This is a genomic window from uncultured Sphingomonas sp. (assembly GCF_902806265.1).
GTDB lineage: Bacteria > Pseudomonadota > Alphaproteobacteria > Sphingomonadales > Sphingomonadaceae > Sphingomicrobium.
On record NZ_CADCVZ010000015.1, the window covers coordinates 34,941 to 53,705 of the forward strand.

Consider the following 18,765-nt stretch of genomic DNA (forward strand, 5'->3'; position numbering starts at 1 on the left):
GGATCGTCACACGGCCATGCCCAACTTCACCGAGCAAGCCGACCAGATCAGCTACGATGAGGCGCCCCCGCCGCCGCAGCGCGACAGCTTCGAGCGAAAGGTGTTCCGGGCCACCGTTATCGTGCTCGCGACGCTGGCCGGAGCCTACATGCTGTGGCTGCTCGTGGATCTGCTTCTGCTGCTTTTCGCCTGCGCTCTGGTTTCGCTGATCCTGCTAACGATCACCAACGTCATCCGACGCCGCACGCGCTCGCCGTTCGGCCCGGCGCTTGGGCTCACCGTGCTCGGCCTGCTGATCCTGCTGGCGGGCGCGTTCACCTTCTTCGGCGCGACCATGCAGGGTGAATTCGCGGAGTTCGGCCAGCGCCTACCGCAGGCCTGGGCCGACGTGCAGGCGCGGCTGCAGCGCTCGGCTACGGGGGCCGCGATCCTGGAGCGGGCGCAGCAGCTGGCACCTACCGGCCAGACGCTGGTGAACGCCGCTACTGCCGCGCTCGCAGCGGTCGGCGGCGCCTTGTCGGGGCTGGCCATCGTTCTGGTGGGGGGCCTCTACCTCGCGGCGCAGCCGACGCTGTACGCAGGCGGACTGCTGCGGCTGGTGCCAACGCGCTCGCGGGCTCAGATCGCCGAAACCCTCGATGCGATCACCGTGTCCTTGCGCAATTGGCTCAAAGGGCAGGCGCTCGGCATGCTGTTCGTCGGTCTTGCGACCGGCCTTGGCCTGTGGCTGGTGGGTGTTCCGGCCGCTTGGGCGATCGGCTTGGTCGCGGGCCTGGCGGAATTCGTACCCTATCTCGGCATCTTCGTCGCCGGCATTCCGGCCGTGGTGCTCGGCTTCGGCCAAGGCACCGATACGGGCTTATGGACGATCGGCGTGCTGCTGGCAGTGCAGCAAATCCAAGGCAACCTGGTCATGCCGTTGCTGCAGAACCGGATGGTCGACCTCCCGCCGGCCGTCACGATCTTCGGCATCATCGCGGCCGGGATCCTGTTCGGCGTGGCCGGCGTGCTGCTGGCGACGCCGCTGACGATCGTCGTGCTGGTGCTGGTTCGCCGCCTGTACCTTCACGAGGAGAAGCACGAGGTGCTGGCCAGCAGCGATGCCCCGGCCGCGCCACCGCCGCTGCCAACCGCGCCGGGCAACTAGCGGGATCGAACGCGTTGCGGTGTCAGCGGGCTGCCGATCAGGCTCGCTTCGCCCGGACGTCCGCGATGGCCTGCCTCAGAACCTCGTACTCGACGGCGCCGTTGAACACCCGGTCGCCCACCACGAACAGCGGAGTTCCGCTGCCGCCCAGCGCACCGGCGATCTGGAAGTTACGCTTGAGCTCCGTGTCGATCTCGGGCGACTGCTGCGGCTGGGGTGCGATGCCGGCCGCGGTGGCGGCCTGCTGCAGCGTCTGGGGCGACGGCCGGCCAGCGGCGTAGAGTGCGTTGTGAAACTGGGCGAAGCGCCCGGCCTTGCTGGCGGTGAGCGACAGGCGCGCCGCGGCTTCGCTCTCCGGCCCGAGGATCGGGAACTCGCGATAGACGACGCGCAGCTTGGGATCTTCGCGCACCAGCCGGTCAAGGATCGGCAGGCTGGCGCGGCAGTAGCCGCAGGCATAATCGTAGAACTCGACCAGCGTCACGTCGGGGTTGGGCGAGCCTTCCCAGGAAGAGCCGAACGGCGTCTCAAGCGCGGCGCGGTGCTGCTCCACGACCGGGGCCATCTGCTTGTCGCGCAGGAGGTCGGCGGTCTGGATCAGGACCTCCGGCTGGCGAATAAGAGAGTTGCGCACCAAGCCGTCGAATAGGCCTGACTGCGCGGCGACCAGCATCGCGACCAGTGCGAGCACCGCGCCGACCACTCCTCCCAGGATCGCCGCGCCGGTTGACGATCCCGTCCGCTCTCCGCTCACCTGTTGCCCTTGCCCTTCTTCTTGGCGACTTCCGCCCGCGACACCATGGCGATGTCCTGCGCGCGAAGATAGTCGGGCGTGCCGGCCGGAATGCCCTTGAGCGCCGTCTCCGCGCTGACCAGGGCGAGCTTGGGTTCGTCCTGGAGGTTGAAGCGCTCGGCGCTGGCCAGAGCGGCACGGGCGCGGTCGCCCTTGCGGTCGTAGACGATACCGAGTTGATACCAGGCGAAGGGATTGTCGTTGTCGCGGCCGACCGCGCCCTTGAGCACCCGTTCGGCCTCGGAAAAGTTGTCCGACTTCTCTGTGGCGATCAGCGCATGGCCGAGCATGGCCGCGATCATCGGCTGGTCGGGCGCGGCGGCCACCGCCTGGCGCAAGGGAGCGATCGCCTCCTGCGGCTTGCCCGATTCGAGCAGCACCTGGCCCTTTAGTTCCAAGAAGAAAGGATCGGCAGGCGCGGTCTTGAGCAGCGCGTCGGACTCGGCCAGCGCTTTGTCGCGGAAGCCCTGGCGGTGGTAGGCGTAAGCCCGGGCATAATGGGCGGGGACAGAGCGGTTCGACTCCGGATAGTTGCGGATCACTTGCTCCGGCTGCGACAGGTAGCCGATCAGCTTGGCGCGAACCCGCTGGAAGCGCGCCTCCAGCTTGGGATCGGTCGGGCGAGTCCAGGCGGGATCGCGCTCGTACAAGCCCTTGAGCGTGGAGATGCGCTCGCCCGACAGCGGGTGGGTGCGGTCGTAGCTGTCGGTGGCGTAGATCGCCAGGCGGAACTCCTGGTTCTGCAGCTTCTTGAAGAAGTCGAGCGAACCCCGGCCGCTTACGCCGGCCTTGCTGAGGTAAGCTGCGCCCGCGAGGTCGGCGGAGCTTTCCTGCGCGCGGCTGAAGGAGAGGAAGCTGCCTTGCGCGATCTGCTGTCCGGCGGCGAGCACGCCCATGGCCGCTTCGCCCGCGCCGGCCGCCATCGCCAGCCCGCCCAGCACCAGGCTGAGGATGGAGATGGCGCTGGCCTTGCCCGCCCCTTCGTAGATGCGGATGGCGTGGCCGCCGGCGACATGGCCCAGCTCGTGCGCGATCACGCCCTGGACCTGGTTGGCGTTGTCCGACGCCATCAACAGGCCGGAATGGAGATAGACGTTCTGGCCGGTCGCAACGAAAGCGTTGATCTCGGGGTCGTTGAGCAGGACGACCTTGACCGACCGGGGGTTGAGCTGGGCGCCCTCGATCAACGGTGCCGACATGTCGGCGAACAGCTGTTCGGTCTCGCTGTCGCGCAGGATCGACTGGGCAGCCGCCGGCTGGGCGGCGGCGGCGGTCGCTGCCAGCGCAATCGCCAGCCCGCGAACGGAGGAAAACACACGTCCCATTGCGCGGCCTTCTCGTTTCCGGCCTGAACCGCAGGTGAAACGGGCGGCACCCCGGCCAAGCGACCGGGGCGCGCCTTCGCTCACCCGAACGTCCGCTGCCACCAACCGCGCCGCGGTGCCGCTTCAGCCCCGTCCTGCAGGTCGGGCACGGCGTCGTTGCTCGCTTCCGGAGTTGAGGCCGGCTGCTCGATCGCCACCGCGAGTTCCGGTTCAGCCGAAGCTTCCGTCTCGGCCGGAACGGGCTCATCCGCCGGCGCGACCTCGGGCAAAGCTGCCACTACCGGGAGCTCTTCCTGCACCGCCGCCGGCTTTCTTGCACGCGAGCGGCGCTTCGGCTTGGGCGCTTCCTCGGCCGCCTCCGCACGGGCAACGTCGGCCGGCGCCTCGGGAGCGGCGGCCTCCAGCGGCAGCGCGTCGGAGGCTTCCGGCGCGCTCTCGGACGCGGCGACCTTGCGGGCGCGTGGACGCCGCCGCGCCTTGGGCGGCTCGGCCTCCTCGGCCTCGACGCTGCCGAGCGGCTCGGTCGCGGGTTCGACCGGAGCGATCGGCGCGTCCTCCGACGGCACCGGCTCCTTCATCGGCGCGTCTTCGGGAGAGGGCGGCTGTGGTGCGTCTTCCGGTTCGGCCTGGGGCTCGCCGCCGTCTTCGCTCAGCCGCGGTTCGCCCGGCGAGCGGCGTCCGCCACGACGGCGGCGGCGGCCGCGGCGGCCTCCGTCTTCCTCGCGGCCCTCGGCCTCGACCGAGACCGTGTCGCCATCGGCCTCGCCGCCGTCGAGCGCAAGAACGGGCTCGTCGGTGCGCTGTTCGGTGTCGAAGTCTGCATCCGCTTCGACGGAGTCGCGGGACGTCCCAGCCTCGTTGCGGTTGCGCCCACGCCCACCGCGACGGCGGCGGCGGCGGCGGCGGCCGGGGGCATCGCTCTCCTCGCCGGCGAAGGAGCCGGCAACCTCGGTTTCCTCCTCCTCGTCTTCCTCTTCCTCTTCGATAAGCTCGACCTCGTCGACCTCCGGCTCGTCCTCGATCGGCGGCGCGGCGAGTTGCGGGCGGATCGGCACCACCGGGCGCGGGCCGGAGCTTTCGACGCTCATTCGCGCGCCTTCCAGGCTCTCGTCGACCAGCACCTCGACCATCACGCCGTAGCGCGCCTCAAGGTCCGCCAGCTCGGCGCGCTTCTTGTTGAGGACGTAGACCGCGGCTTCGCGGCCCGCGCGCAGGCAGACCTTGTCGCCCCGGCCGCGCGCGGCCTCGTCCTCCAGCATGCGCAGCGCCTGCAGCCCGGCGGAGGACGCGGTGCGCATCAGGCCCGTTCCCTCGCAGTGCGGGCAGGCCTTGGTGGAGGCCTCGAGCACGCCGGTGCGCAGCCGCTGGCGGCTCATTTCCATCAGGCCGAAGCTGCTGATGCGGCCGACCTGGATGCGCGCGCGGTCGTTCTTGAGCGCTTCCTTCATCGCCTTCTCGACCTTCCGCACATGGCTGGACTGTTCCATGTCGATGAAGTCGATCACGACCAGGCCGGCCATGTCGCGGAGGCGCAGCTGGCGGGCGATCTCGGCCGCCGCCTCGATGTTTGTGGCGTAGGCGGTCTGCTCGATATTGTGCTCGCGGGTCGAACGGCCCGAGTTGATGTCGATGGAGACCAGCGCCTCGGTCGGGTTGATGACCAGGTAGCCGCCCGAGCGTAGCTGCACTAGCGGCTGGTACATGGCGCCGAGCTGGTCCTCCACGCCGTAGCGCTGGAACAGCGGGGTGGCCTCGGCATGCTGCCGGACCCGGCGGACGTGGCTGGGCATCAGCAGTTTCATGAAGCCCCGGGCGGCGCGGTAGCCCTCGTCGCCCTCGATCAGCACTTCCTCGATGTCGCGGTGGTACAGGTCGCGGATGGCGCGCTTGATGAGGTCGCTGTCGCGGTAGATCAGCGCGGGCGCGGAGGAGCCGAGGGTGGTCTCGCGCACCTCGTCCCACAGGCGAGCGAGATAGTCGAAGTCGCGCTTGATCTCTACCTTGGTGCGCTGCAGCCCGGCGGTGCGGACGATCAGGCCCATCGAACTGGGCAGCTGCAGGTCGGACATGATCGACTTCAGCCGCTTGCGATCGGCACCGTTGCTGATCTTCCGGCTGATGCCGCCGCCGTGCGACGTGTTGGGCATCAGCACGCAATAACGGCCCGCGAGGCTGAGATAGGTCGTCAGCGCTGCGCCCTTGTTGCCGCGCTCTTCCTTGACGACCTGGACCAGCAGCACTTGGCGGCGCTGAATCACGTCCTGGATCTTGTAGCGGCGCCGCAGGTTCTGGCGCTTGCGGCGCAGCTCGTCGGCGGCGGCTTCATCGGCCGACGGCTTGCGGCCGCGCGAACGTGGGCGGTCATCGCCATTCTCTTCGGCGGCTTCGCGATCCTGCTCGCTGTCTTCGCTCAGTTCTTCCGGCTCTTCGGGGTGGTCGTCGTCAGAGCCGTCGTCCTCATGGTGGCCATCGAGCGGCTCGAGATCGTCGACGGCGGAGCGCAGGCGCTCCTCCTCCGCGGCATGCTCGGCTTCCTCGCGCAGCAGGGCGTCGCGGTCGGCCTTGGGGATCTGGTAATAGTCCGGGTGGATCTCGCTGAAAGCGAGAAAGCCGTGGCGATTGCCGCCATAATCGATGAACGCCGCCTGCAGCGACGGTTCGACCCGGGTTACCTTGGCGAGATAGATGTTACCCTTGAGCTGCTTGTGCTCGGCGGATTCGAAGTCAAATTCCTCGATCCGGTTTCCCTGGACGACGGCGACCCGGGTTTCCTCCGGGTGGCGCGCGTCGATCAGCATGCGCGTGGTCATTGAATAGTCTCCAGGCGCGTGAACCCGGCGGAGCCAGGCGTCGCGCACGTGCTTGATCCATGGCCGGCGCGGACGGACCGGCGGCGATGGGGATGATGATGGATTGTGCCTCTGCTGCGTGAAGCCTTCCGCCAACCTCGGGAAGAGACGCGCCGTCCGGCTCGGGTAGGAGCGCGGAGCGGGCGAACTTGGGTGTCATGCAGCGTCAACCTGTGAATGCCGGGTGCGCGCAAGTGAGCGAGCAAGCCGCGGCGGTCCGGATGGGACGATACCCAGCGAACCGTGACGGGGCGTAGCATTCACTTCGTCCGCCCGCAACATGCCGGGCTTTCGCCAGCGCGAGCTATCGGTTAGATTTCCACCGGGAGCGGGAGGCAGGAAGCGATTGCGGGGGTTCGACGGGCGACGAAAGCAGCTGCTGGCGGGTGGGGGCGCGCTCCTGCTCTGCCTGGTGGTGGCAGCGGCGCTGGAGCATGCGCGGGCCGCCGGGACGGGCTTCGGCATCGCGGGAGCAGCGCGGCAGAGAAGCACCACTTTGACGCTGCCGCCAGCGCTGGCGAACGTCGCGGTGACCGAAGCGCGCCGTCCCGGCCGCCCGCTAGTGCTGATCGATCCCGGGCACGGCGGCGGCGACCCGGGGGCGACAGGCGTGTCGGGCGCCGTTCGCGAGAAGGACCTGACCCTGATGCTCGCGCGCGAGCTGCGCGACCGGCTTGCGGCGAACGGTCGGGTGCGGGTGGCGTTGACCCGGGATGCGGACGCGAGCGTTCCGCTGGACACGCGCGCGGCGATCGCCCGCAGCCTGGGCGCCGACCTGTTCCTGTCGATCCATGCCGACAGCGCCGCGAACCCGCTGGCCCGCGGTGCAACCGTCTATTCCTTGTCGGAAGTCGCCTCCGACGCCGACGCGGCGCGCTTCGCCGCGATGCAGAGCGTGGCGGCAGGTGCTGCCGGCGCGGCGGAAGGCAGCGTTCGCGCGCTGCTCGCCGACCTGGCGGTTCGCGACGAGATGAACGCGTCGGCCGATTTCGCGGTGCGGTTGCTGGGCAAGGCGCCGGGCCGCATCGCGCTTCGTCCCGAGCCGCATCAGTTCGCCGCCTTTCGCGTGCTCCGGCGCGCCGAGGCCCCCGCGGTGCTGTTCGAGGCGGGCTACCTCAGCAATGCGGAGGACGAAGCGATGCTGCAAAACCCGGTCGTCAGGCGCGGCATGGTGAGCGCGCTGGCCGGAGCGATCGAGACCGAAATGGCGCTGGCGCAGACAAGCCGTTGACCATTCAGCTTTTCGTAAGCGCGGGGAACGGCTAAGCAGGACCGAGATGGACGCAATCTCCACCCGTCGACAACCCAATTGGGTGCACCATCACCAGCGCGTCGCGAACCGCCTTCGCGGCTGGTGGTCGCGTGCCTGGCTGCGGCGCCTGACCTACCTGCTGCTGTTCGGCTATCTCGCCTTTGTCGGGGTGTGGTTCGCCTTCGCCTCCGGCCTGCCTTCGTCGCAGTCGCTGCTCGCCTACAAGCCGCCGCTGCCGAGCAACATCCGCGGCTACGACGGGCAGCCGGTGCAGACCTTCGCCCGCGAGCGGCGGGTGGAGCTGAACTTCGACGAATACCCGCCGGTGGTGGTCAACGCGATCATCTCGGCGGAGGACAAGACCTTCTTCAGCCATGGCGGGATCGACTATCCCGGCCTGGTCGGCGCGGTGGGCGACTATGCCAAGCGCTCGGTCAGCGGCGGGCGGGCGCGCGGCGGGTCCACCATCACCCAGCAGGTGGCGAAAGCGCTGCTGCAGGACGACGAATATGCGATTAGCCGCAAGATCCGGGAGGCGATCCTGGCGTTCCGGCTGGAGAATACGCTAAGCAAGGAGCAGATCCTCGAGCTGTACCTCAACCAGATCTTCCTGGGCCGTAACGCTTACGGGATCCAGGCGGCGGCGCGCGCTTATTTCGACAAGGACGTCGCCGACCTGACGCTGCCCGAGGCCGCTTACCTCGCGGTGCTGCCCAAGGCGCCGTCCAACTACGATCCGATCCGGGCGACGCAGCGGGCCTTGGAGCGGCGCAACTATGTGCTCGGCGAGATGGTCCGCAACGGCTACATCACCGAGGCGCAGCGCTCCGCCGCAGCCGCCACCCCGCTCGGCACCATCCCCTACGGCTCCAACGTCAAGTTCCGCGAGCAGGGCGGCTACTTCACCGAGGAAGTGCGGCGCGCCCTGGTGGGCAAATATGGCGAGGATGCGAAGACCGGGCCGAACAGCGTCTACGCCGGCGGCCTGTGGGTTCGCACTTCGGTCAACCCGGTCATGCAGGACGCGGCGGCGGCTGCGCTGCGCGAAGGCTTGGCCAAGTTCGACGGTGGCCGCGGCTGGCGTGACCTGGGCCTGACCATCGACGTCAGCGATAATTGGCGGGGACAGCTCGACCGGACTCCGGTGGGCACGGGCTTTCCAGATTGGCGCAAGGCGGTGGTGCTGGAAAAGAGCGGCGGCAGTGCTGACATCGGCTTCGCCGACGGCAGCACCGGCACGCTGCCTGCGTCCGCGGCGCAGCAGCCCAAGCGCGGGGTGGGCGGATCGGCCTTCTCCCACTTGCGGCCGGGCATGATCATTATTGTCAAGCAGCTCGGCACCAGCAGCTACGCCCTGCGCTCCATCCCCGAGATCGGCGGCGGGTTCGTGGCGCAGGAGGTGCGCACGGGCCGGGTGCTGGCGATGCAGGGCGGGTTTGACGCGATCGGCTCATCCTACAACCGGGCGACCCAGGCGCTGCGCCAGCCGGGCTCGACCTTCAAGCCGCTGGTCTACGAGGCGGCGCTGGAGAACGGGATGACGCCGGCGTCGATCATCCCCGATGCGCCTTTCTGCGTGTGGCAGGGCGCGGGGCTGGGCAACAAGTGCTTCCGCAACTTCGACGGGCGCAATTACGGCGCCAAGACCATGCGCTGGGGCGTGGAGCAGTCGCGCAACCTGATGACCGTGCGCGCGGCCAGCCGGACGGGGATGGGCAAGATCACCGATGCGGCGCGTAAGCTGGGGGTGGGCGACTATCCCGATTACCTGTCGATCGCGCTGGGCGCGGGCGACACCACGGTGATGAAGCTGACCAACGCTTACGCGATTCTGGCCAACCACGGGCGCGCGCTAACTCCGACGCTGATCGACTACATCCAGGACCGCGAGGGCAAGGTCATCTTCCGCACGGATAATCGCTGCGAGTTCATGGGCAACTGCAACGCCGGCGACTGGGATGGCAGCGCGATGCCGCGGCCGCCATCGCGCTCCAAGCAGCTGCTCGACCCGCAGGCCTCGTTCCAGATGGTGCATATCCTGACGGGCGTGGTCGAGCGGGGCACGGCGACGGTGCTGCGCGACCTCAACCGGCCGCTGTTCGGCAAGACCGGCACCACCTCCGGCCCGACCAACGTATGGTTCATCGGCGGCACGCCGGACGTGGTCGCGGGCACCTACCTTGGCTACGACCAGCCCCGCTCCATGGGCGGCGGCGCACAGGGTGGGCGGCTCGCCGCGCCGATCTTCAAGCAGTTCGCCGAGGTCGCGTTCAAGAACCAGCCGCCCGTGCCGTTTGTGGCGCCGGCTGGCGTCCGCATGGTGCGGATCGACCGCAACTCGGGACGGCGGGTGTTCGGGGCCTTCCCGCTGAAGGAGGATCCCAAGTCGCCGGTGATCTGGGAAGCGTTCAAGCCTGAGACCGAGCCGCGCCGCTCGATCCGCCGCGATCATGCGTCCGCGGCTCAAGCGACTGCCGGACGGCCACGCGCGCGTGCCGCCACCGCCGCAGCGCCACCACGCCCGCGCCCTGCCGCCCGCCGTGAGGCAGCGCCGCAGCCGGCGCCGTCCGACGACTTCTTGCAGAGGCAGGGCGGCATTTATTGACGCTTGCCGTCATCCCCGCGAAAGCGGGGGCCCAGCCAACCAGGACACTCTGGGTCCCGCTTGCGCGGGAATGACGAGTGAAGAGCGAGAGTGTGAATAATGCGCGCCGAAGCGCAGGCCCATATCGACCGGATCAACGCCGCCTCCCAGCTCCTGCGCCGCTTCCTAGATTGGGATCGCGCGCTGAAGCGGCTCGACGAGCTCAACGCCAAGGTCGAGGACAGCGACCTGTGGAACGATCCCAAGGCGGCGCAGGACGTGATGCGCGAACGCCGTCGGCTGGAAGAAGCGATCGGCGCGACGCGCAAGCTGGAGACCGAGCTCGCCGACACGGTGGAGCTGATCGAGCTGGCCGAGGCCGAGGGCGACGGCGGGATGGTCGAGGACGGCGTCCGCAGCCTCGAGGACCTCGCCGAGCGCGCCGACCAGGACAAGGTGGCGGCGCTACTGGCGGGCGAGGCGGACGCCAACAACAGCTATGTCGAGGTGAACGCAGGTGCGGGCGGGACCGAAAGCCAGGATTGGGCCGGCATGCTGCAACGCATGTACTCGCGCTGGGGCGAACGGCATGGGATGAAGGTCGAGCTGGTCGACCATCATTCGGGCGAGCAGGCGGGGATCAAGTCGGCGACGCTGCTGGTCAAGGGCGAGAACGCCTATGGCAACCTGAAGACCGAAAGCGGCGTGCACAGGCTGGTGCGGATCAGCCCCTATGACGCCAACGCGCGCCGCCACACCAGCTTCGCAAGCGTTTGGGTCTATCCTGAGGTCGATGACGATATCGACATCGAGATCAACGAAAGCGAGCTGCGGATCGATACCTACCGCGCGTCCGGTGCGGGTGGGCAACACGTCAACACCACCGACAGTGCGGTGCGGATCACCCACATCCCCACCAACATCGTCGTAGCCTGCCAGAACCAGCGCAGCCAGCACAAGAACCGCGCAGAGGCGATGAAGCAGCTGAAAGCCCGGCTGTACGAAGCCGAGCTGCAGCGCCGCGAAGCCGAGGCCAACGCCGCCAATGCCGCCAAGACCGACATCGGCTGGGGCCACCAGATCCGTTCCTACGTGCTCCAGCCCTATCAGCTGGTGAAGGACCTGCGCACCGGCGTGACTTCCACCGCGCCGGGCGATGTGCTGGACGGCGATCTCGATCGATTCATGGCTGCCGCCCTGTCGCAGCGGGTCACGGGCGAAAAGGTCGAGGTGGAGGACGTGGACTGATGCAAGCTCCCTTGTCTGCGTTCGTCCCGAGCCCTCTGGCTGCCCGCCTGCGGCAGCCGCTCACGACAAACATCGTCGAGGGACGCTAGTGCATACCGTCCGTCAGCGTGCCTCGACTTTGCTCGGCACGAACGGCGTTCTTCTGCTTGTTGCGCTTCTGCTCACCGCCTGCCGGGCCGAGCCGCAACCGCGTTCGTCCTTTCCGCCATCGGGGCGCGACGTCGCGCCGATCGTGTCGGACGCTTTCTCCACCGAAGACGTTCGCGACCGCGCCGGCGAGTTCGAGCAGGTGGTGGAACTGGCCGACGTGAAGCCGGGCATGTGGGTGGCCGACATCGGCGCTGGCGAGGGCTATTATACGGTGCGGCTCGCTCCCATCGTCGGCGCACAGGGACGAGTGCTGGCGCAGGACATCATGCCTGAGACCCGCGACCTGCTGGCGCAGCGGGTCGAGCGTGAGGGGCTGGAGAATGTCGCCGTGCGCCTGGGCGAGCCTGCGGATCCCAAGCTGCCGCCGGCCAGCTTCGATCGAATCTTCCTGGTGCACATGTACCATGAGGTGACCGACCCTTACTCCTTCCTGTGGCACCTGCGGACTGGGCTGAAGCCGGCTGGCGAGGTGGTCGTGGTCGACGCTGACCGGCCCGTCAAGCGCCACGGCATCCCGCCCGCGCAGCTCAAGTGCGAGCTGGCGGCGGTCGGGCTTCAGCTGCAGCGCGTCGAGCGGCTGCCGGGAGGAGACAGCTATTTCGCCGCGTTCAGGCCCGGCGGACCGAGGCCCGAGCCGGAGGCGATCAAGCCGTGCGGGCCGGCGGCCAGCGGCCCCGCGGCTGACTAATACCTCGAACTGCTGTCAATCAGAGTCGCGTACCGTCCTGAACTCCTCGCACTCGGACGCGCTCCCGAGACTTCCCAAGCGCCGTTCGGGCGGTTAAGTCTCGGGCATGACACGGAAAATCGGCTTAGCGGCATTGCTGGTGGCGGCTCCTGTATTGAGTGGCTGCGTGGTGCAGGCCGGCTTGGCTGCGGCGGAACTGGTGCGCTACCTTCCCGAGACCGAGCGGCGCAGCAATACGCACCTCAGGCCCGCAGCGACGGAGGCATGCACGAAGCGCGCAGGGCAACATGGCTCAGTCCACATTGTCGACGTTCAGCAGCAACGCGCCGACCGGCTGGTGGTATGGGGATCGGTCACTGACGCTCAGCAGCGGCGGCGCACGTTCGAATGCCACTACACCACCGCCCTGGTGCGCTTCAGACTTCGCGAGATCGGCGCCCGTAGCTAGTAGGGCGGCTCTCAGCTCCCCTGTTTTCCACTGCGGCGGCGGTTGAAGAGCACACTCGCTCCAGCCTGCGTCCGAGCGCGCCTCCGTTTATTAGAGCAGCCCCATTCGGCGCATGCTGGTGCAGGAAAGGGGGTGAAGACCAGATGATCGATCACCGCCAGATCCAGCGCGGCCGCTGCTCCGGCCAGCTCGCGGGTTGCCCTAACAACCTCGGGATCGCGCCGGGAGCTTCGCCCCGCGTGATTGTGGGCGAGGATCAGGCCGGCACTGCCGAACAGGGCGGCGTCGCGGAGGATCGCGCCGACCGGCATCTCAGCGTGGCGATCGCCGCTATAGCTCGCGAGGTGGAGGCAGCGCGTCCGGCCGTCGACATGCGCGACCCACAGGCTCTCACGGCCGCTGTCCTGCAAGGAGGGTGCGAAGAACGCCTTGCTGGCCTCGACTCCCGTGAGGGTCGCTGGATCGTCGGCACGCTGATGCAACATGGTTGAAAGGCTATCCGCGGGAGGGTGCCCCGGCTACCGGAACAAGCTCCATTCCGGCGGCTCCGCTAATTCCGGAACGGAGGGGAGCTGGTCAGCGCTTCCGGCCTGGCTCGCGGCGGGCTAAGCTCCGACTATGCAAGCCTATCATGAATTGATGCGTTGGGTGCTGGACGAGGGCCTGCCGCAGGACGATCGGACGGGCACCGGCACCTTATCGGTGTTCGGCGCGCAGATGCGGTTCGACCTGGCGCAGGGTTTCCCCCTCCTTACGACCAAGAAGCTCCACCTGCGCTCGATCATCATTGAATTGCTGTGGTTCCTGCGGGGCGACACCAACGTGCGCTGGCTGCAGGAGCGCAAGGTCAGCATCTGGGACGAGTGGGCGGATGAGACGGGCGACCTCGGCCCCGTGTACGGCAAACAGTGGCGCGACTGGGCGACCGCGGATGGACGGCACATCGACCAGATCGCAGAGCTACTGAAGCTCATCCGCGGCGATCCGGCTTCGCGGCGGCAGATCGTGACCGCCTGGAACCCGGGCGAGCTCGGGCGGATGGCGCTGGCACCGTGCCATTGCCTGTTCCAGACCCAGGTGGCAGCCGGGCGGCTGAACCTGCAGCTCTACCAGCGCAGCGCCGACCTGTTCCTGGGCGTGCCGTTCAACATCGCCTCCTACGCGCTCCTGACCCACATGCTGGCGCGGGAGTGCGGGTTGGAGCCCGGCACGTTCGTGTGGACGGGCGGCGACGTGCATCTTTATTCCAACCACCTGGAGCAGGCGCGGCTGCAGCTGACCCGGGAGACACGGCTCTTGCCGCAGCTGCAGATCAAGGACCGCGGCCAGGACCTGTTCGGCTACGAACTCGAGGATTTCACCGTCAGCGGTTACGACCCGCACCCGCATATCGCGGCGCCGGTAGCGGTGTAGGAGAAAATAACGCACCCGTTATGGAGCCACTCCGGGGAAAGCGCGTTTGTTCAGTCGCTAGACAGGAGATTGTACCATGATGCGTAAGGTAATGACCCTGGCCCTGATCGGCGGCAGCCTCGCGATTGCGGCCTGCAACACGGTCCGCGGCGCAGCAGCAGACGTCAACTCGGCCGCCAACACGGTCGACAACGCGACCTGATCCGAGCCATGGTCATTTCGCTTTTTCAGTGGAGATGACCATGGTTCGTAAGCTTGTAACGGTGGCGTTGATCGGTGGAGCGTTGGGTCTTGCGGCCTGCAACACCGTTCGTGGAGTTGGGCAGGACCTCGGTACCGCGGCCAATTGCACGGAGAACACCATTCAGGGCACGCGCTGCTAAGCGGCACGGGCTAGCAAGCCAAAAAAGAGAGCCCCGCCGGCGATGAGCCGGCGGGGCTTTTCTTTGTCGGCCCTTTCCGAAGTGCGCCAAGGTGCACCGCCGGGAGGTGGCCCACGGGAGCCGGAGGAAGCTCGCTCCCAGCCGCCTGCTGCGCGGCCGCCTGCTCTCCCGCGGTGGGCTTCGCCACTGCGGGAGAGCAGCTAGTCGACCTACCCCTGCAGGTAGTCGCCCGCGTCGGCGTCGGTGCCGGTACCGGAGGTCACCACCTCGGCCAGGGGATCGTCGCTCATGCCCGCGGTGTCGTCACGGGGCGAACGGGCAAGTTCGGCCGCCCTTAGTTCCTCCGCCGAGTCCGGAGCAACGAGCGCGTCGGCCATTCGCCGCTGCGCCGCGCGCAGCGCCGTGTCGCGGCTGGTCGCCGCCACCCGCAGCCGGTTCATGCCCGCACCGGTCCCCGCCGGGATGAGCCGGCCGACGATCACGTTCTCCTTGAGGCCATTCAGGTTGTCGATCTTGCCCTGCACCGATGCCTCGGTGAGGACGCGCGTGGTCTCCTGGAACGATGCCGCCGAGATGAACGAACGGGTCTGGAGCGAGGCCTTGGTGATGCCCAGCAGCACCGGCTTGCCCGCCGCGGGCTTCTGGCCCTTGGTAAGCCTGGCGTTCGCCTCGTCCATTTCCTCGCGGTCCACCTGCTCTTCCTTGAGCAGCGTGGTGTCGCCGCCGTCGGTGATCTCGACCTTTTGCAGCATCTGGCGAACGATCACCTCGATGTGCTTGTCGTTGATCTTCACGCCTTGCAGTCGGTAGACCTCCTGGATCTCGCTGACGAGATACTCGGCCAGCGCAACTACGCCGAGCACTTCCAGGATGTCGTGCGGGTCCGGGGAACCGCCGACCAGATTGTCGCCGCGCTTGACGAAGTCGCCTTCCTGCACGTCGATCACCTTGGACTTGGGCACCAGATACTCGACCGGATCGCCACCGTCGTCGGGGATGATCGCGATCTTTCGCTTGGCCTTGTAGTCCTTCATGAAGTTCACGCGGCCGGAGACCTTGGCGATGATCGCGTTCTCCTTGGGCTTGCGCGCCTCGAACAGCTCGGCGACCCGCGGCAGACCGCCGGTGATGTCGCGCGTCCGCGCGGCTTCCCGCGGCATGCGCGCCAGCACCTCGCCGGCCTCGACCTGCTGGCCGTCGTCGATCGCGACGATTGCACCCGGAGCCAGGCGGTAGACGCCCGCTTCGGTGGCATCCTGACCAAGCAGGGTCAGGCGTGGACGCAGATCCTCCTTCTTCGACTTGGCCATGTCCTCGGTGACGACCCGCTGCGAGATGCCGGTCGACTCGTCGGTCTGCTCCGTCATGGTGCGGTTCTCGGTGAGGTCCTGGTACTTCACGATGCCCGCGCGCTCGGTGATCACCGGGCTGAAGCTCGGATCCCACTCGGCGATACGGTCGCCCTTGCTGACGATGTGCCCGCTTTCACACAGCAGATGTGCGCCATAGGGCAGGCGGTGGGTCGAAAGCTCGCGCCCGTCCATGTCGAGGATGGCGATCTCGCCCGAGCGAGACAGCGAGATATGCCGGCCGCGCGGATCGGTGATCGTGGGCATGTCCCTGAGCTCGATCGTGCCGTCGACCGGCGCCTCCAGGTTCGACTGCTCGTTGAGCTGGGCCGCGCCGCCGATGTGGAAGGTCCGCATCGTCAGCTGCGTCCCCGGCTCACCGATCGACTGGGCGGCGATAACGCCGACCGCCTCGCCGATGTTGACCGGCGTACCGCGGGCGAGATCGCGCCCGTAGCACTTGCCGCACACGCCCGACTTGGACGCGCACACCAGGGGCGAGCGGATCTTGATGCCCTGTAGGCTGGCCGCCTCGAGCTTGGCAACCATCGCCTCGTCGAGCAGCACGCCTTCCTTGACCAGCGTTTCGCCGGTCTTGGGATCGGCAACCTCTTCCGCCGTGGTCCGGCCCAGCACGCGATCGCCGAGCGAAGCGATCACCGCGCCACCCTGGACGATCGCCCGCATCTCCAGCGCCTGGTCGGTTCCGCAATCCTCCTCGATGATCACGGCGTCCTGGGACACGTCGACCAAGCGGCGGGTCAGGTAGCCCGAGTTCGCCGTCTTCAGCGCCGTGTCGGCCAGGCCCTTGCGGGCGCCGTGGGTCGAGTTGAAGTACTCAAGGACGGTCAGGCCTTCCTTGAAGTTGGAGATGATCGGCGTTTCGATGATCTCGCCCGAGGGCTTGGCCATCAGGCCGCGCATGCCGGCGAGCTGCTTGATCTGAGCCTGCGAACCACGCGCGCCGGAGTGCGCCATCATGTAGATGGAGTTCACCGGAGTCTCGCGGCCGTCGGCGCCCTTGGGCGTGGCCTGGATTTCCTTCATCATCTCTTGCGCGACGCGGTCGCCGCAGCGCGACCAGGCATCGATCACCTTGTTGTACTTTTCCTGCTGGGTGATCAGGCCGTCCTGGTACTGCTGCTCATAGTCCTTCACCAGCGCGCGGGTCTCCTCGACGAGGGGCTCCTTGGCGGCGGGGATGACCATGTCGTCCTTGCCGAAGCTGATCCCGGCCTTGAACGCGTGGCGGAAACCAAGCTGCATGATCGCGTCGGCGAACAGCACCGTCTCCTTCTGACCGGTGTGGCGATAGACGATGTCGATGACGTCGCCGATCTCCTTCTTGGTCAGCAGGCGGTTGACCGTCTCGAACGGCACCCGGTGGCTCTTCGGGAGGGTCTCGGCGAGCAGCATGCGGCCCGGCGTGGTCTCGAACCGCTTCATGTAGGTCTTGCCGGCCTCGTCCGTCTGCGGAACGCGGCTGACGATCTTGCTGTGCAGCGTCACCGCACCCGCGGACAGCGCGGCGTGCACTTCCTGCATGTCGGCCAGCAGCATGCCCTGGCCCGGCTCACCGTCCTTCTCGATCGAGAGATAATAGAGACCCAGCACCATGTCCTGCGAAGGCACAATGATCGGCTTGCCGTTGGCGGGGCTGAGGATGTTGTTGGTGCTCATCATCAGCACGCGCGCTTCCAGCTGCGCTTCGAGGCTCAGCGGCACGTGCACGGCCATCTGGTCGCCGTCGAAGTCGGCATTGAAGGCGGCGCAGACCAGCGGGTGCAGCTGGATCGCCTTGCCCTCAATCAGCACCGGCTCGAACGCCTGGATGCCGAGGCGGTGGAGCGTCGGCGCGCGGTTCAGCAGCACGGGATGCTCGCGGATCACCTCGTCCAGGATGTCCCAGACTTCCTTGCGCTCCTTTTCGACCCATTTCTTGGCCTGCTTGAGGGTCATGGACAGACCCTTGGCGTCCAGGCGCGAGTAGATGAACGGCTTGAACAGCTCGAGCGCCATCTTCTTGGGCAGGCCGCACTGATGGAGCTTGAGCTCCGGCCCGGTGACGATGACCGAGCGGCCCGAATAGTCGACGCGCTTGCCGAGCAGGTTCTGGCGGAAGCGGCCCTGCTTGCCCTTGAGCATGTCGGACAGCGACTTCAGCGGCCGCTTGTTGGCGCCGGTAATGGTGCGGCCGCGGCGGCCGTTGTCGAATAGCGCATCGACCGCTTCCTGCAGCATGCGCTTCTCGTTGCGGACGATGATGTCCGGCGCGCGCAGCTCCATCAGCCGCTTCAGGCGGTTGTTGCGGTTGATGACCCGGCGGTAGAGGTCGTTGAGGTCCGACGTCGCGAAGCGGCCGCCGTCCAGCGGGACCAGCGGGCGCAGCTCGGGCGGGATCACGGGAACGACGTCCAGGATCATCCACTCGGGCCGGTTGCCGGACTCAAGGAAGCTCTCGACGACCTTGAGCCGCTTGATGATCTTCTTGGGCTTGAGTTCGGACTTGGTGACCGCCAGCTCTTCCAGCAGCGCCTTGCGCTCGCCTTCGAGGTCGAGGTCCATCAGCATGATCTTAACGGCTTCCGCGCCGATCCCCGCCGAGAAGGCGTCCTCGCCATACTCGTCCTGCGCGTTCAGCAGCTCGTCCTCGGTCAGCAGCTGGAACTTCTCCAGCGGCGTCAGGCCGGGCTCGATGACGACGTAGCTCTCGAAATAGAGCACGCGCTCCAGCTGCTTCAGCTGCATGTCGAGCAGCAGGCCGATGCGGCTCGGCAGCGACTTCAGGAACCAGATGTGGGCGACAGGGGCGGCCAGCTCGATGTGGCCCATGCGCTCGCGGCGGACCTTGGATACGGTCACCTCCACGCCGCACTTCTCGCAGACGATGCCCTTGTACTTCATCCGCTTGTACTTGCCGCACAGGCATTCGTAGTCCTTGATCGGACCGAAAATGCGCGCGCAGAACAGGCCGTCACGTTCGGGCTTGAACGTGCGATAATTGATGGTCTCGGGCTTCTTGATCTCGCCGAAAGACCAGCTGCGGATCTTGTCGGGCGACGCGATGCCGATCTTGATCTGGTCAAAGGTCTCCGGCTTGACGACCGGGTTCGCGAAGGGGGTCAGTTCGTTCATT

At 67.5% G+C, this 18,765-nt stretch carries 14 protein-coding genes; 9 read left to right on the forward strand and 5 right to left on the reverse strand.

All coding sequences use genetic code 11. From position 1 onward, the window contains the following. Positions 1–16 precede the first annotated feature (16 nt). Positions 17–1,147 carry an AI-2E family transporter gene (locus QZX62_RS03870; RefSeq protein ID WP_294172268.1) on the forward strand — a complete coding sequence of 377 codons (1,131 nt, stop codon included), beginning with the start codon at positions 17–19 and terminating at the stop codon, positions 1,145–1,147. Positions 1,148–1,184: 37 nt separating this feature from the next. On the opposite strand, the gene QZX62_RS03875 is transcribed toward QZX62_RS03870, so the two are convergent. The 3 genes from QZX62_RS03875 to QZX62_RS03885 all read right to left on the reverse strand — a co-directional run bounded on the left by QZX62_RS03875 (position 1,185) and on the right by QZX62_RS03885 (position 6,075). After that, the gene (locus QZX62_RS03875) at positions 1,185–1,901 is read right to left on the reverse strand and encodes a DsbA family protein (RefSeq protein ID WP_294172269.1); all 717 of its coding nucleotides are present in this window, start codon (positions 1,899–1,901) and stop codon (positions 1,185–1,187) included. After that, the gene (locus QZX62_RS03880; protein WP_294172271.1) at positions 1,898–3,265 is read right to left on the reverse strand and encodes a M48 family metalloprotease; all 1,368 of its coding nucleotides are present in this window, start codon (positions 3,263–3,265) and stop codon (positions 1,898–1,900) included. The genes QZX62_RS03875 and QZX62_RS03880 overlap by 4 nt, the downstream gene beginning before the upstream one ends. 80 nt (positions 3,266–3,345) lie before the next feature. Beyond that, positions 3,346–6,075 carry a ribonuclease E/G gene (locus QZX62_RS03885; protein WP_294172272.1) on the reverse strand — a complete coding sequence of 910 codons (2,730 nt, stop codon included), beginning with the start codon at positions 6,073–6,075 and terminating at the stop codon, positions 3,346–3,348. A 385-nt stretch (positions 6,076–6,460) separates the two neighbouring features. Between QZX62_RS03885 and QZX62_RS03890 the strand changes: the two genes are divergently transcribed. The 5 genes from QZX62_RS03890 to QZX62_RS03910 all read left to right on the forward strand — a co-directional run bounded on the left by QZX62_RS03890 (position 6,461) and on the right by QZX62_RS03910 (position 12,484). Beyond that, the gene (locus tag QZX62_RS03890) at positions 6,461–7,345 is read left to right on the forward strand and encodes an N-acetylmuramoyl-L-alanine amidase (RefSeq protein WP_294172273.1); all 885 of its coding nucleotides are present in this window, start codon (positions 6,461–6,463) and stop codon (positions 7,343–7,345) included. A gap of 46 nt (positions 7,346–7,391) precedes the next feature. Then, on the forward strand, positions 7,392–9,971 hold the full coding sequence (locus QZX62_RS03895) for a penicillin-binding protein 1A (protein ID WP_294172274.1): 2,580 nt from the start codon (positions 7,392–7,394) through the stop codon (positions 9,969–9,971). A gap of 99 nt (positions 9,972–10,070) precedes the next feature. After that, a complete protein-coding gene (gene prfB / locus QZX62_RS03900) occupies positions 10,071–11,198 on the forward strand; it encodes a peptide chain release factor 2 (protein WP_294172275.1) in 1,128 nt (375 codons plus the stop codon). A gap of 157 nt (positions 11,199–11,355) precedes the next feature. Continuing rightward, on the forward strand, positions 11,356–12,036 hold the full coding sequence (locus QZX62_RS03905) for a methyltransferase domain-containing protein (protein ID WP_294172411.1): 681 nt from the start codon (positions 11,356–11,358) through the stop codon (positions 12,034–12,036). A gap of 106 nt (positions 12,037–12,142) precedes the next feature. Then, the gene (locus QZX62_RS03910) at positions 12,143–12,484 is read left to right on the forward strand and encodes a hypothetical protein (RefSeq protein WP_294172277.1); all 342 of its coding nucleotides are present in this window, start codon (positions 12,143–12,145) and stop codon (positions 12,482–12,484) included. Positions 12,485–12,495: 11 nt separating this feature from the next. Here QZX62_RS03910 and QZX62_RS03915 read toward each other — a convergent pair whose 3' ends face one another. After that, positions 12,496–12,969, reverse strand: coding sequence for a JAB domain-containing protein (locus QZX62_RS03915; RefSeq protein ID WP_294172279.1), 474 nt, complete (start codon positions 12,967–12,969; stop codon positions 12,496–12,498). A 133-nt stretch (positions 12,970–13,102) separates the two neighbouring features. Here QZX62_RS03915 and QZX62_RS03920 point away from each other — a divergent pair, with 133 nt between their 5' ends. The 3 genes from QZX62_RS03920 (at position 13,103) to QZX62_RS03930 (ending at position 14,280) form a co-directional block, all read left to right on the forward strand. Beyond that, complete coding sequence (locus QZX62_RS03920; RefSeq protein WP_294172281.1) at positions 13,103–13,897, forward strand: thymidylate synthase; 795 nt, start codon at positions 13,103–13,105, stop codon at positions 13,895–13,897. A 76-nt stretch (positions 13,898–13,973) separates the two neighbouring features. Then, complete coding sequence (locus tag QZX62_RS03925) at positions 13,974–14,099, forward strand: entericidin EcnA/B family protein (RefSeq protein WP_366926144.1); 126 nt, start codon at positions 13,974–13,976, stop codon at positions 14,097–14,099. Between the two features lie 40 nt (positions 14,100–14,139). Next, positions 14,140–14,280, forward strand: coding sequence for an entericidin EcnA/B family protein (locus QZX62_RS03930; RefSeq protein WP_294169089.1), 141 nt, complete (start codon positions 14,140–14,142; stop codon positions 14,278–14,280). A gap of 209 nt (positions 14,281–14,489) precedes the next feature. Here the strand turns inward: QZX62_RS03930 and rpoC are convergent, their stop codons facing one another. Then, a complete protein-coding gene (gene rpoC, locus QZX62_RS03935) occupies positions 14,490–18,764 on the reverse strand; it encodes a DNA-directed RNA polymerase subunit beta' (RefSeq protein WP_294172283.1) in 4,275 nt (1,424 codons plus the stop codon). Position 18,765 lies beyond the last annotated feature (1 nt).